Origin of the sequence: Paenibacillus sp. GYB003 (assembly GCF_036577625.1) — a bacterium.
Classification (GTDB): Bacteria; Bacillota; Bacilli; order Paenibacillales; family NBRC-103111; genus Paenibacillus_AB.
Genome location: NZ_JARBDC010000066.1, coordinates 88,918 through 102,961, shown reverse-complemented (window position 1 = coordinate 102,961; position 14,044 = coordinate 88,918). Strand labels below are relative to the sequence as shown.

Below are 14,044 nucleotides of genomic sequence, written 5' to 3'. Positions count from 1 at the left end.
ACGATTTCTACTACGTCTTTCTCCTTTTACCTTCCTCGGCAATCAGCCGAACCGTACGCATGCTTTCATCGTAAACCCGGCCTTCTCCTGCGTTCAACGGACTTCTCTCCAACGTAGTCCATTTCGGGCCATTCAGTACGCCTTTCCGGAGTGCCGGCAAAGTCCGGTGTATTAGGCGGGATAGACTTTATTGTTGATAGCGGCAAACGGCGAGTTATAATGGATACAAGAATAGCGGTCGTAAAAAGGATGTCTGAGGATGAATTCCAAATTATATAAAGAGCCTATACCGTATCAGGATAATATGCTCAACATTAAAATTATTCAGCAGGTTAAGCCTTTTTTCTCGGCGCCTCCGGGAAGCAAGCAGCACTACCACAAAGAGATTGAAATGTTGTATGTTCAAGAAGGCTGCTTGGAGATGGGCATACAAGACGAACATCACAGACTGGAGCCCGGGGATCTATTGCTGATCGGTTCGTCCCAACCGCATATTACCAAAAGTGCAGTTTCAGAAAGAACGGTTTACTTGATCCTGCATTTCGATCTCCAGCCTTACTACGATCCCAGCATGTTGGTACATTACAGGTATTTCGCCGAAATTGATAGCCCTTTGAGTCACGTTAATGAAATGTTTCGACAAAATGAAAAATTGCGCAACGATATCGGCCGGGCTGTTCTGGACATTCATCGGGAGATGGAGAGCCGCTCAAGAGGCTACAATATGGCCGTCAGCCTCCTTGTGAAACAGATACTTCTGAACATTTTGCGAAGCGATCCGGACGAAGCCGCTCGTAGCTACGAACGTCTCCCCGCTTATCCCCTTCATTTGGTGCTTGAATATGTGGAGAGCCACCTGAAGGATAAAATCGAAATGGAAACAATCAGCAAGATGATGAACTTGAGCTACTCCTATTTTTCCAAATACTTCAAAAGGATTATGGGACTTTCCTTTATCGAATATGTCAATATCCGAAGAATCAAACAGGCCGAGCGCCTCCTTCTGACCATGGACGGCAGTATTGCCGCCATAGCCGAACAAGTCGGAATCACGAATATCGCTCATTTCTATGAATTGTTCAAACGCTACAACCGTTGTTCCCCGAAAGAATACGCCCAGAAGCTGGCAGCGTCGTGCTCTCCGACGAACGATTGAACGGACGGGGAGTTTCCGCAAATTTCATTTACGAAACGAACCTTCATTCCTTCTTTGGCGGAGGAAACGGAGGTTCTTTTGCTTGTTAGAGGCGATCGAATAAAAAAGTTAGTCGATCAAGGCAGCTGCGATTAAAACAAAAATGGATAAAGAGTGGACAAAAGCTGCAATATCCAAAACTAGCAAAAAACTCTATTATGGCTTTAACCGGTATTCGTAAGTGCGAGGGCGCCCTAAAAGTGTAAGCGTTTCAACCATACCTATGGGGGAGAGAAAATGAGATGGTCCAATTACGCATCGTTTCTTTTATGGCTGCCGTTTTAGTAGTGCCAAGCATCCTGATCGCCTGCAGTCAAAACGGGGAAAACGGCAAGGAAAGCCGGAACGGGGACGGCCAACAGACTGTGCAAAAGACGGAATATAAAGGGGGCCCGGCTGAGCTTCTTGTACTCGATGTAAACACCGGTACGACAGACGAACAGTTTAAAAAATTTTTTGTCGATCCGGTTAAAGCCAAATATCCGCAAATCAATCCGGTTCAAACGCGCGACCCGCTAGACAAGCTGCTCGCAGCAGGTACGCCGCCCGATATGGTACTGGTCAGCAACCCGGCCTTGGCGACCATACTCGAGGCCGATATCCCGGAAGATTTAACGGCGATGGTCAAAACCTACGGCATCGATCTCGGCCGGATGGATCAGGCCGTTGTCCAAGAAATGATGAAGCTTGGCGATCAGAAGGCGTTTTACGGGATGCCGTTCGCCATGAACTACGGAGCGACGGTGTATAATAAAGATATTTTCGATAAGTTCGGGGTTTCTTATCCGAAAGACGTCATGACTTACGAAGAGATGCTGGAGATGGGAAAAAAACTGACCCGCACCGACGGGAGTACGAATTATATCGGCGTCATGCCGCCCGACCTGAGACAGATGTACTGGCAATACGGCTTGCCCGTGTTCGATAAAACGAAAGGGAAGGCGTCCTTCACCTCGGAAAAGCACGCTCAAGTGTTTGCGCTGCTCAAGCAGTTTTACTCCATTCCGGGCTATGTACAGGGCGGGAAATACAGACACTCGACCGATCTGTTCTTTAAGGAGGAGCGGATGGCCATGTTCCCGAACTTGATTGCCGCCTTTAACATTTTTTTCACCAACGCGGGAACGAAGGATGCGTTCAAATGGGATTTGGCCGCCTACCCGAGCTACAGCGATCGGCAAGGAGCCGGGCTGGTAGTCGATTTCCATATGGCGGTCGTCAACAAATCGGGCAAAAACAAGGAGGCGGCTTATCAAGTATTGCTCGGCCTGGTGAGCGAGAACGTGCAGACGATGCTCAGTAAAGCCGGACGGTTGTCTGTCCTGAACGACCCGGGCATCCGAAATGTATACGGGGCGGACAACGATTTGTTTAAAGGGAAAAATTTGCAGGCGATCTTTAAAGTAACCCCGTCGCCGCTGCCGGAAGCGTCCAAGTATGATCCAAAAATCAACGGCTTGCTGAACGAGGAGGTCACGAGGAGCGTCGTTATTGACGGAACCGATATCAATACGGCTTTGCGAAACGGCGAAGAGAAAGCAAACAAAGAAGTAGTGAATGTTCTAAAGTAGATCTACCCAATACCCCATACACAATAAATTCAACTGTCCGGCAATGATGTGAACACCATGCTGTGGGAAGCCGCCGAATCAATAATACGTAGACAATACGAGTCTGCGGAACTTGTTTTCCCTATTAAAAACAAGCAGCTGGACGCATATGTTTGTATTCTTTACAGAGAGATCGCGCCTTTCGACCCGCGTAACTTTAAGCTGAACGTTCTGGAGTACAACGGCACAAACAAACGTATAAGCTTGTCAACAAAGGTAATTTTATCATCACGTTACCGGTTGGCACTCGTATCGAAATCGAGCACATCGGGGCTTACGCAAGCGGGTTCCCGATTGCTCCGGTTTATATGCAGTATGACCCGAAGGTCGACAGCCGGAACGCATTCAGTCTGAACGCGAAATATAGCGGCGGCAAGATTGCAGTTGACGACTTCATGTATCCGGTCAATACGACAGACGCAAGTATAACGTGGTGGATGCGTTTTTTGAGGGCGATCTGAAAGGCATACGAATATATGCGAAAGTAACTGCGGCTGACACAATCACCGTTTATCATGAAAACCCGACAACGGCTGCTGTAGATGTGTCCGCAGCGACGTTCTGCGGGAAGCCGCTGAACGGGCAGACAAGCAAATTGCCGCCACGTTAGGCAAATAAACCGCAAGCCGGTCTATGCGAAGTTTTAATCTTTGACCTTCTAACCGATTTTGATCCAACTGCACGAACTATTGGATATTCCAGGAAATCATGAATGGGGAGGTTACTCTGATGTCAGAAAATATGGATGACAAACAGATGCCGAACGAAGAAAGCCCGCTAATCTCGAGAAGAACGATGCTGGCCTCAATCGGATTATCCGGGATGGCTCTGGCGATGGGCAGTACAATCGGAGGAGCCGTTGGGGCTGATTCTCAAACTGTAACCGCTGTTAGTTATGGCGCAGGTAAATATCTTGATTCAGCCATTATAACCGTAGATTCAATTGCCGCTTTGCGTCAATTTGCACCAAAAAGCGGCGATAAAGTAGTGCAAACTGCATCCTACTACGCTGGAATGGGTAAGGGTGGAAACGAGTTCATTTGGGTTGCAGGCTCAACAGAACCCGACAATGGCGGTTCTATTATCGCAGTAGATGGCATTGCAACAGGCCGCTGGAAATCAACGCAGTACAAATTAAATCCATTTCAGTTCGGCGCTTATGGCGATCTGCTCATAGACCAATCCGTAGAAGTGTTTACTAACGCTAATATAATTAGCGGGCATGACGATACGGATGCGTTTCAGCGAATGTTAAATACGGTTCAATATACAGCGTACCGAAACAACATCTCTAAAATGAAGTACGGTGCAACTGTAAATCATGTATTTGAAGTGCATGATGCTACTTATTATGTGCGCGACACCTTGTATGTCCGGTCCGGCACTGACATTGAATTTTTGGGTAATGCCGCGATTTTCTTCGACCCGACGACATCCAAGGATTTATTTAGTCCGAATTATCAAGAAATGGCGGACGCTTTTGCAGTAAAAACCGGATGGAATGCGCAAACCATAGTAGGCGTCCGGTTTAAAGGCGGAGTTTTCGTCGGAAACGTCACCAAAACATCAACGGTTCACGCTAACAGATGCTTCAATGGCGCGAATGCTTACAAATGGGTTATCGATAATGTGCTTGTCGAGCGATTTGCAATCGGCTGTCATCTGTACCCGCTGGATACTTCCCCGTGGACCGGCACCCGTAGGGGCAACTTCTATGAAAATGAATTGCGAAACTGTGCATTCCACGAGTGCTTGCTCGGGTTCTGGAACCAGGCAAACGTAACGCAATGCACCAATTTAACAGTTGGCGGCGGTTATATTGTCGGTCGTGCAGGTGCTACAAACATTGCAGACTACTACGTGCGCAACGAGGGCGGAGGTTTATCCGTAAACGGTTTTAATGTTGCGCCTGCAGGAGCTGCTGTAAAACCTGCCAAGGCGGTTGTTTATGATACGTGTGCCGGCTCGTTCTGGGGAGGAGGTTATACCGAGTATTTCAATTACTTCTTTGAATTAAACCCGGTGCATCGTTGGGGTGGTTTTTCTTTCAAGTCGAATTTGACATATAAAGAAACGAAAGATTGCTATATTAAATTCACGGAAGGTTACTTCGCCAAGTATGACTATGCTGCAAAAACTTGGACGGAGACGGATAACCCGACCGAAGGGCACAACCAATTGTTAATGTCATCCGCTTTCGACTTCGGACGAAACCCGCAGCTAATTGACGATTTTTTTGAGTTCTTGCCTCAGTACGATTTCAAATACGGCATGTATGGCGTTCGCATGAGTGGGAATACCGTCAATAAAAAGCTTGTCTATGATGTAAAGCGTTTTGAATCAACATGGACAGGTTTTACAAGCAGGAACGGTATTCGCTTATGGAATAAAGGAAGCGAGTCTGCAGAACTTGCTTTCCCTATTAAAAACAAGCAACTGGACGCATATGTATGTATTCTTTACAGAGAGATAGCCCCTTTCGACCCGCGTAACTTTAAGCTGAACGTTTTGGAGTACAACGGCACAAACAAACGTATAACCGTCGGCGACGACGTTGTCGATTATGGCAACGGGTGGAAATTAGCGACGGTTCGTAATGTCAACGAGCTTGTAAACAAAGGTAATTTTATCATCACTTTACCGGTTGGCACTCGTATCGAAATCGAGCACATCGGAGCTTACGCAAGCGGATTCCCGATTGCTCCGGTTTATATGCAGTATGAACCGAAGGTTGATAGCCGAAACGCATTCAGTCTGAACACGAATTACAGCGGCGGCAAGTTTGCGGTCGGCGACTTCATGTATCCGGTCAATACGACAAACTCAAGCAATGTCGCACTTAACGAGCAAAACATTAACTTCAGTCTTTGTGTCCAAGAAGGCACATTAAAGCCGTCAACCGATATGGCGCAATACAGCAGCTTGGCAACAGCTGCGACCGTCACAACAGAAGCCCCGAATCTTATCAATCTGGCAACCGGTTCGGTTGTGCTTGATACTTACTATGGTGTTGGAGATTGGATTGCCGTAACACAAAGCGGAACAACACAGCAATGCAAGATTGTCGGGCGTATCTTTGATGCGAACGGTCAACCGACAAGCCAAGTGATCATTGATAAAACCATTAACAACGGGACTGCTGCAGTAGCACTAGGTCAGGCGCCGATTTACAGAAACGTATTCCAAAAAATAGTTAGACGCTCACTGCCTTTCGCCCCGCCTTCCGTAGCTGCAAACACGACCAACACATCTAATGTTGCTCAGTCGTTTGCGTCGGTCGGTAACGTTGTAGATGCTTTTTTTGAAGGCGATCTAAAAGGCACGCGAATGTATGCGAAAGTAACCGCAGCTAACACCATCACGGTTTATCATGAAAACCCGACATCGGCTGCTGTAGATGTGGCCGCTGCGACGTTAACGTTGATCATTTATACAAGCGGCAATGAGATGGCTTAAAAACCGCCGCTCGCCGTCGAACAAGGAGAAGGGGCTGCCCTAAAAGCCATAAAAAATGGTTGGGGCACCCTTCTTCCATTTTGTTCAATACAAAGAAACCGTTCCTTTGTAAAATGGAAGTACCACCAACCATTTACGAAAGGAACGGCTTCTTTGTTCATCGAATATACCATGGGTCAATTGTTTCTGCCAATGGATTTGGAAGAAGATAGTCCCGCCAATCATCTCGTACAAAGTAAGTCCAGCGCGGACAAGATGATCGATGCTACCAACACGGCAAGGAAACTGTCTTCCGGGCCAAACATCGCTTTCGTTAGCGTGTTATGTTAGGAGACAGCTCGACGTCTGATTGCCAACTACATCACCTTTTACGACGAGGAACGGTTCCAGAAAAAACTTAGCGACCGCTCTCCGGTGGAATACCGGAAAACGATCGCCGCATGAGCGCTCTTTTTCTCCTGCTTAACGGGGATACGACCATCGAAACGTTTCCCGCCAGCCTCATTTATTTTTTCATTCCAAAATGACCCTCTCTTCCCCGACATGCAGCAAGTTGTGAAGCTCCGCTTCGTCTTCCGGTTCGAAATCGATGCGCCAAGTGAGGGTCTCTGTTCGAAACGCCAAAGGTTTGAGGACGATTAAGCTTTTATCCATTGGGACTTTTGCGGTTTGAAGCCCTTCATATTGAACGGGCTTCCACCCTTTCGGAAGCTTCAAGAACAAATTCCCCGCTTCCCCTTTTGGCCGGATGCATACGCCGCTCAAATAGCGCTTGTTCGGATTCCACTCGAGCCGTTCGATTTCGACCCCTCCTTGGGTTACGTGCATATCGGTCCCAATCAGCCAAGGATGCGGCCTCGACCTTGCTATTCGAAATACCCGAATATGACGGGGCGGCACCTCGACCTCGAGACGGTCTTTTATTTCGCCCAAATACATCTCGTTCCAAAAATCAAACACGGTGTAGGCAGGGCCGTGTTGCAACTCAAGTTTGTCCAGCGAGAGCTCCATGTTTACGGTCGCAGGTTCGGTGTTCAGGACGCCGACAACGTTCCATTCGTCCCAGTCCTTCTCGACCTTCAAATTGAATATTTTGGGCCAATCCGGATATACGGCGTCAAACAAGTCTGCCGGTTTTGCCATCTTGTTGTATGGCGGCAGCGACTTCTTGATAAGCGCAAGCCGTTCCTCGCCAATGGTCGAAATATCGTCCCCGAGCATCACGGGACCGCCTGACAAAGCAAACATGCTGACTGTGATAATCGCTTCGTTCAAAGGAACGGGCTTATCGATGGTCATCACATTGAAAGCGTCGTTATAATACAATTTCCGATCTGTAAAATAAGTGTTGGCCATTGTGGTCGATACGGTTCGAATCAAATTCCACGTATTGATCGTATACATGGCAGGGTATTCATTCATCCCTTTTATAAGCGGACGTCCTTCGCCGCAATCGGGAGCAACCCTTACAGCATCGACACAACCGATGTTTTGGAATGTTGTTCCGGTCGAAGACAAAATATACGCATCCTCGCCTGCAGCTTCCCGGATCGTTTTCAAAGCTTCTCTGTACACTTCGGGACCTTTCACCTTGGAGCGGTCGAAATATTCGTCATAGAGGAAGTGTCCCGGGGTCGAGCCCGATCCCGCATAAAGAAAATCGATCATATAGTACCTGATCCCCAGCTTCCGATAAAATTCGAAGGTTCGTTTCAAAAAGTCAACCGTATCGGGATGACTTCCATCCAGGCAATAGAAGCCAACCCGTTCGTCAGGCGGCAAATCCCCGGACTTCCCGAACCTCCACCTGGAATCGCATTTGACGAACTCTCCTTGCCTTTTTAACAGATGGTGCTTGTGTTCTTCAAACAGCGGACTCAGCTTGTCCGGTATCCAGAAAGGAGCGACCCAAAAACCAAGACGTTGTCCGTTTTTCGCCAATTTGGAAACAAGCCATTCGATATCGTGGGGGAACGCCGTTTTGTTAAATGCCGTCCAGTTTCCCGGCAGCATATGCTTTAAATTGCCGATGCTTACCCAGAAATTCGTGACATCAAACCCTTCGAGTCTCGTTTGGATGGCGGCGGAATTCTCCAGCACAAGTTCTTCGTACGTTTGCTCCGTAAAACCGTCCCTCCATGTCCATCCTCCGAGCCAGCCGACGGACGGTTTCGGGGCTATCCGGGGCTTGTAATAATGGCTCACCTTCGCCGCCCAATTTTCCAAAGACGCGTAAGGATCGCATGACCAAGCGCACCCGATCGTTTCGGACTCGATTTCCCGATCCGGCTGAAGCTCATAATCATCAAAGTCGCAGTAACCATCAACATGAATCTTGTTGTGGGACGCACTGTATGCAATCTCCGTATTGATTCTGTCAAAGGTCATAAAGCTGCAGTTGAATGCAAGTTTATGGGACCGATTATACAGCAAACCGACAGTTTTGCTCCGGTGACAGTTATTTTCGGAATAAAGCTTTTTCACAACATTATCGGTAACCCAGGCCGTTTGACAAAGCGCCACCGTTTCCTCGGCTCCCTCGCCAAGATCAATAGTGCCGCTCTCGTGCAATAAATGGCATTTCCCGAGCTTAATGGCTGTTTGCCCGACATTTTTGACCCGGGCTTTTAGGGTCAAGAAGCATTCTTCTTCATATAACCGGAACGAAAACGCAAACTTCTTCCCCGTACCCGAGGCGCCGCAATCGGCAACAAGTTCCGAGTATCGTCCATGCAAGTCTTTGCCTTGATTCATTTCGACCGAATTGGTTTGCTCCAGACAGCGGATCCGGGAGCCGTCTACTTCCCATACGAGCGAAAAGGATTCCATGACCAAGCGTTGATCAGCAGTCATTGACCATGTTCCTGCAGCGGAATCCAGTGAAATTGCTCCGAATTTGTTACTTAACGGGTATAACAAGCTATATCCACCCCTATTGAATTTTTATCGTTTTAGGCTGGAAAGGTATTCTCCTGAACCTTATTGCCATACCCCTCCATAAACCACTCCGGATTCGTCGATCCCGGAGTAAGAAGCTTTAATTTAACCGGTTACGGTTTATCCGTCTGCGATGACCGTAAGGCATTTCGGTCGACCTCCTTCTTGTTGGTGCAAGCCGGGCGCCCTCCCTATTTTTTTTATATTATCTCTTGCTGTACGGTGCGGAAACAGCACATATCGTCTGCTTTTATTGTCATATTGGCTTTGCTTCTCAGTGTGTGACTGCGTGCACGTTCTCCTTCATCGACTTTATCGAGCCCCGGTCACAACCCCAGTATCGCTCGGCAAAGCAATGGTAATCGAGATCGCCAGCCAAGTTGGCTTCGACTATAACGGCGAAAGTACTGGCAATTACCGCAAATCGATTTTAACGGTTTGGGCGAGGAGAGCGACGGCGGTGGGACTTCGATGGCGTTTTTGAGCGTTCAGACTGTGTCGGAAAGCATGCTTTTCGGCACGATCAGATAACGAGACGCTATTTGACTCCAGAAAAATTTAATACGATGGGTGACTTGGGGAAACAGCTCGAGGATCCGTTCTTAAGCATGTTGGCATATGTTGCCGAACAGGAGCGCAAAACGGCAATGGAATTGACAGATCAAAAGTTAGTTGGTACACTTCTTAAGTGTAATTATTACAATAAACTAACGTTTTAACCGAGCGATCGCTCGGGCTTTCTATTGTTTATTAATAGTAATTTTTACATTTAAATGCTGCCCCGGATCGAAGGCGATATGCGCGCTTTGCCGGACGATGGCTCGTTTGCGGAACGATTCGACGCGGTCGTCAATCTGTTCACCTCTTTCGGCTATTTTGAAGATGACGGCGAACAACTGAAAGTATTGCGGCAAATCCGCAAAGCGTTGAAGCCGGGAGGCCGGTTCGTTCTCGATGTGATGAACGCGACGTATACGGCCGAACCTTTAGTGCCGTATTCCAAGCGGGTAGAGCAGGGGGCGGCGATCTCGGAAACCCGCCGCATCGAAGGCGGATTCGTTATGAAGCGGATCGTCGTTCGGGAGGCGGGCAGGCCACCGCGCCGTTATGTCGAACGGGTCAAGCTTTATTCGGCCGAAACGTTGACGGCAATGTTGTACGAGGCGGGACTGGCGCTGGATACCGTGTATGGAAGCTATGAGGGAGAAGCGTATGATGCCCGGCGGTCCAGACGAATGATTATGGTTGGCCGCCGGAAGGAACACGAGCTGTAGGTCGGTTGCCCGGACGAGGTCCGGATTTTCATTGATTGTTTAATCGTAATTATTACGATAAAATGGAGGAGAGGAAAGTTGCTTACACGATCATGTGCTAAGTCGGGCGTTTAAGCTGATGATCTTCCGACTTAAACGCTTGCGTCGCAACGATTTCCGGCTCTCCTCCATACTTTTCATCCAGCCGTACAGCGTACTATCTTTGATCTTCAGCTCACGGGCGACTTCCGCTACCGCCTTTCCACTCTCCTTGACGTACTGGACCGTCTTTCGTTTGTACGTCTCATCATACAGGGGCTTTTTCATCTCGACACAGTCCTCCGATTCGGATTCATTTCATCAGTGTAATCTGTGTCTACTATTAAGTCTAGCATCAAGCAGGCAACTTTCCTGCGGAAGTCCGCTGGACGTCGGGGACGTTATCGTCAAGGTGATGACACAGAAACTGTATACGGCGACGATCAGCCGGGCGGAAATGGTAACCATGCTGATCCGGGGCTGGAACATGTCCGCCACCATCACGGCGACATCGTTCGCGGACGATGCGGACATTCCGGAATGGGCGAAAGGTTTCGTCGCGAAAGCAGAGAAGGAAGGGATTGTCGAGGGCCGTTCCAACAACCGTTTTGAGCCGTCCAATACGGCCACGAGGGCGGAAGCTACGGTGGTGCTGGACCGCATGCTGAAAGATAATATGGCTTCATATTGGTTGACATAATGTCCGAACACCTCCGTCCATACATTCGCTCGAATGCGGGACGGAGGCTTTGTCTGTTTAAATGTCCCTTCTGTTAGTTTATGGACCGCGTAGAACGCCTGACAAGCGAATGAAATCGTAAAATATTCATATTCATTTAATCAACTTTGGACATTCCGATAACAATTCTCCCCGATAATAGAGATGAACAACACGAACAACACGGGAGCGAAGCCGCATGCAGCTGCTGCACAAAATTGGGGGCCATCCGATCATCGCCGCTGTTCGCCGGATGGAGGATCTGGAAGACGCGCTTGCCAGCGCGGTGCACAACCTGTTTTTCATGGGCGGCACCGTCAAGGAACTCGTGGACTGCGTCCGGCTGACGAAACAGGCCGGCAAAGGGGCGTTCGTCCATGTCGACCTCATTCGCGGCTTGTCCAGCACCGCCCGGGAGAGTATCGAGTTTATCGCCGAATATGCGGGAGCCGACGGCATCGTCACGCCGAAAATTCATCTGGTCCAGGAAGCGAAGCGCTACGACCTCTACGGCATCCTGCATCTGTTCATCATTGACTCGGGTGCGCTTGAGAATGGCTTGAAGCTGTGCCGCCAGTTGGAACCCGACGGCGTCGAACTGATGCCCGGCGCCATCGACAAAATCATTCGGGCGTTCGCGTCGGAGCTGGAGAAGACGCCGGTTATCGCCAGCGGCTTGATCCAGACTCAGGCCGAAGCGTCTGCCGCCTTGGCGTCGGGAGCAACTTCGTTATCGGTTAGTAACAAAAAGCTGTGGAACCTGTCGTTCGAACAACTGCTCGGTTAAGCTCACCAAGATTCCTAACGACCGGCAGGCACCGAATTTTAACGTTCGGTTGATGTTCGGGTAATATTGCGTTGACAAATCAAAGCTATGATTAAAACAAGTTATTATCAGTAATGAGACAACTTAGTGAGAACCTTAGCGATTTTGTTTAGAGTGGGGTCCTGGAGGAAGCTCTGAACAACAATCATACGGGCGGGTATGCCTTTATGATTGTTGTGATGAGCTTTTTCTTATTTTTATCGGAAAGAGAGGAATTCTTGTGACCAAGCTGACGAACTCTTATCGCCGGAAGATGCTGTTTTTGCCGCTGCTGTTTTTGGCGCCCGCGTTGCTGCTCTATGCCGTCTTTTTTGTCTACCCCTTCCTGTTTACGTTCCTGCTCAGCTTCCAGCAATGGGATATGATTCATCCGGAGCGTTCATTCGTCGGGTGGTCCAACTACGCCTCGCTGCTGCGGGACGAGGTGTTCTGGAAGGCCTTGCGAAATACGTTCTTGTATTTACTCATGACAATACCTATTTCCATCACGCTCGGCCTCGGTTTGGCGTTGCTGATGGAGAGCCTGCTGCGGGGACGGACGATATACCGGTTCATTTTCTACTTGCCCGTCGTCTCCTCGATTGCCGTCATCGCGATCATCTGGAGCCTGATGTACGACGATCAACACGGCATCGTCAATCAGTTGCTCGCTCTCCTTGGCATTGATGGGCCGAACTGGCTGTCGCAAAGCTCCACTTCGCTGTGGGCGGTGGCGATCGTCGGCATCTGGAAAAGCTTCGGCTACGAGATGCTGCTTTTCATATCCGGGTTGAAGTCGATCGACAAGGGGTTGTACGAGGCTGCCGCGATCGACGGCGCGAGCCGGTGGCGTAGGCTGTTTCATCTGACGCTGCCGCTGTTGTCGCCGATCACGATGTTCATCGTCGTCATGAGCATCATCTCTTCGTTCCAAAACTTCGCCTTGATTCAAATCATGACGGACGGCGGTCCAAACAACTCTTCGAACGTGCTGGTGTACCAGCTATATCAGGAAGCGTTCCGGTTTTTCAGCGTCGGCAAGGCGGCGGCTATCTCCGTCATTCTGTTCGCCCTCGTCTTGTTCATAACGGTCGTACAACTGCGAATCTCCCGCAATACGGTTCATTACAACTGACTTAATTCGAAAGGGGCGGTGGAGATGCTTCAATTTCGGCGACTGGTGGAAGAGGCGGGAAAGCATGTGCTGCTAGCCGGGTTCGCGGTTCTCGCGATGATTCCTATCGTTTGGATGGTGTCGATTTCACTTCGATCGGAGGAATACGTCTTCTCGGGGCATCTTGTCTGGACGGGACCGATCAATTGGGACGGTTATGTTAAGGCGTTGACCGAAATACCGTTTTTCCGGTGGCTGGTCAACAGCTTGCGAATTGGCATCCTGCAGACGCTCGGGCAAATGTTCGTCGGCGTGTGCGCGGCGTTCGCCTTCGCTTATTACCGGTTTCCCGGCCGGGATCCGCTGTTTCTGTTCGTGCTGATGACGATGATGATTCCGATGCAGGTAACGCTCGTTCCGACGTACCTCATCGTGAACCAGATGAACGCACTGAACTCGCTGACCGGCGTCGTCGTTCCGCATCTGGCCAGCGGATTCGCGATTTTCCTGCTGCGGCAATCGTTTCTGACGGTACCGAAGGAGCTGGCAGAGGCGGCCACGATCGACGGCTGCGGACCTCTGCGGACGCTCTGGAACGTGTACGTCCGTCTGTCCGGCACGATGCTCTGGACGCTCGGCGTCATTGCGTTTCTTGCGAATTTCAACGAATTTAACTGGCCATTGCTCGTGCTGACCGATCCGGCCAAGATGCCGTTGCCGCTGGCGTTCCAATATTTTCGCAGCGAGACGCGGATGGATTGGGGAGCGACGATGGCGGTCGCCGCCCTGGCCATGGTTCCGGTGTTGCTGCTGTATCTGTTCGCGCAGCGCCATATCGTCGACGGCTTTGCTCAGAGCGGGCTAAAAGGTTAAGCACCCGCTCTGATTGATATAGATACTAATGGAACAGGAGAGGT

At 49.5% G+C, this 14,044-nt stretch carries 11 protein-coding genes and 1 pseudogene; 10 read left to right on the top strand and 2 right to left on the bottom strand.

Going from position 1 to position 14,044, the window contains the following annotated elements:
* Positions 1-259: 259 nt before the first annotated feature.
* The 4 genes from PV407_RS21130 to PV407_RS29620 all read left to right on the top strand — a co-directional run bounded on the left by PV407_RS21130 (position 260) and on the right by PV407_RS29620 (position 6,705).
* Positions 260-1,156 (top strand): helix-turn-helix domain-containing protein, encoded by an 897-nt coding sequence (locus PV407_RS21130; protein WP_332091976.1) that lies wholly within the window; start codon positions 260-262, stop codon positions 1,154-1,156.
* Positions 1,157-1,437: 281 nt separating this feature from the next.
* Positions 1,438-2,766 carry an ABC transporter substrate-binding protein gene (locus PV407_RS21125; protein WP_332091975.1) on the top strand — a complete coding sequence of 443 codons (1,329 nt, stop codon included), beginning with the start codon at positions 1,438-1,440 and terminating at the stop codon, positions 2,764-2,766.
* A 768-nt stretch (positions 2,767-3,534) separates the two neighbouring features.
* Complete coding sequence (locus PV407_RS21120; protein WP_332091974.1) at positions 3,535-6,261, top strand: hypothetical protein; 2,727 nt, start codon at positions 3,535-3,537, stop codon at positions 6,259-6,261.
* A 345-nt stretch (positions 6,262-6,606) separates the two neighbouring features.
* Complete coding sequence (locus PV407_RS29620) at positions 6,607-6,705, top strand: IS3 family transposase (RefSeq protein ID WP_442951694.1); 99 nt, start codon at positions 6,607-6,609, stop codon at positions 6,703-6,705.
* A gap of 69 nt (positions 6,706-6,774) precedes the next feature.
* Here the strand turns inward: PV407_RS29620 and PV407_RS21115 are convergent, their stop codons facing one another.
* A complete protein-coding gene (locus PV407_RS21115) occupies positions 6,775-9,114 on the bottom strand; it encodes a hypothetical protein (protein WP_332091973.1) in 2,340 nt (779 codons plus the stop codon).
* 610 nt (positions 9,115-9,724) lie between these two features.
* Here PV407_RS21115 and PV407_RS21110 point away from each other — a divergent pair.
* Positions 9,725-9,839: pseudogene (locus PV407_RS21110) on the top strand (recombinase family protein); the annotation flags it as partial.
* Positions 9,840-9,995: 156 nt separating this feature from the next.
* On the top strand, positions 9,996-10,472 hold the full coding sequence (locus PV407_RS21105; RefSeq protein WP_332091972.1) for a class I SAM-dependent methyltransferase: 477 nt from the start codon (positions 9,996-9,998) through the stop codon (positions 10,470-10,472).
* A 90-nt stretch (positions 10,473-10,562) separates the two neighbouring features.
* On the opposite strand, the gene PV407_RS21100 is transcribed toward PV407_RS21105, so the two are convergent.
* Positions 10,563-10,778, bottom strand: a complete 216-nt coding sequence (locus PV407_RS21100; protein WP_332091971.1) for a transposase — start codon at positions 10,776-10,778, stop codon at positions 10,563-10,565.
* A gap of 127 nt (positions 10,779-10,905) precedes the next feature.
* Between PV407_RS21100 and PV407_RS21095 the strand changes: the two genes are divergently transcribed.
* The 4 genes from PV407_RS21095 (at position 10,906) to PV407_RS21080 (ending at position 14,000) form a co-directional block, all read left to right on the top strand.
* A complete protein-coding gene (locus PV407_RS21095; RefSeq protein ID WP_332092059.1) occupies positions 10,906-11,190 on the top strand; it encodes an S-layer homology domain-containing protein in 285 nt (94 codons plus the stop codon).
* 217 nt (positions 11,191-11,407) lie between these two features.
* Positions 11,408-11,995, top strand: a complete 588-nt coding sequence (locus tag PV407_RS21090; RefSeq protein ID WP_332091970.1) for a glycerol-3-phosphate responsive antiterminator — start codon at positions 11,408-11,410, stop codon at positions 11,993-11,995.
* A 259-nt stretch (positions 11,996-12,254) separates the two neighbouring features.
* On the top strand, positions 12,255-13,148 hold the full coding sequence (locus tag PV407_RS21085) for a carbohydrate ABC transporter permease (protein WP_332091969.1): 894 nt from the start codon (positions 12,255-12,257) through the stop codon (positions 13,146-13,148).
* 24 nt (positions 13,149-13,172) lie between these two features.
* Entirely contained in the window at positions 13,173-14,000 is an 828-nt protein-coding gene (locus tag PV407_RS21080) for a carbohydrate ABC transporter permease (protein WP_332091968.1), read from the top strand.
* The last annotated feature ends 44 nt before the right edge of the window (positions 14,001-14,044 follow it).

Bases quoted from the DNA above. Each gene is read 5' to 3' on its own strand.
- PV407_RS21130 (WP_332091976.1), top strand. From the start codon at position 260: ATGAATTCCAAATTATATAAAGAGCCTATACCGTATCAGGATAATATG.
- PV407_RS21125 (WP_332091975.1), top strand. From the start codon at position 1,438: ATGGTCCAATTACGCATCGTTTCTTTTATGGCTGCCGTTTTAGTAGTG.
- PV407_RS21120 (WP_332091974.1), top strand. From the start codon at position 3,535: ATGTCAGAAAATATGGATGACAAACAGATGCCGAACGAAGAAAGCCCG.
- PV407_RS21115 (WP_332091973.1), bottom strand. From the start codon at position 9,114: ATGACTGCTGATCAACGCTTGGTCATGGAATCCTTTTCGCTCGTATGG.
- PV407_RS21105 (WP_332091972.1), top strand. From the start codon at position 9,996: ATGCGCGCTTTGCCGGACGATGGCTCGTTTGCGGAACGATTCGACGCG.
- PV407_RS21100 (WP_332091971.1), bottom strand. From the start codon at position 10,778: ATGAAAAAGCCCCTGTATGATGAGACGTACAAACGAAAGACGGTCCAG.
- PV407_RS21095 (WP_332092059.1), top strand. From the start codon at position 10,906: ATGACACAGAAACTGTATACGGCGACGATCAGCCGGGCGGAAATGGTA.
- PV407_RS21090 (WP_332091970.1), top strand. From the start codon at position 11,408: ATGCAGCTGCTGCACAAAATTGGGGGCCATCCGATCATCGCCGCTGTT.
- PV407_RS21080 (WP_332091968.1), top strand. From the start codon at position 13,173: ATGCTTCAATTTCGGCGACTGGTGGAAGAGGCGGGAAAGCATGTGCTG.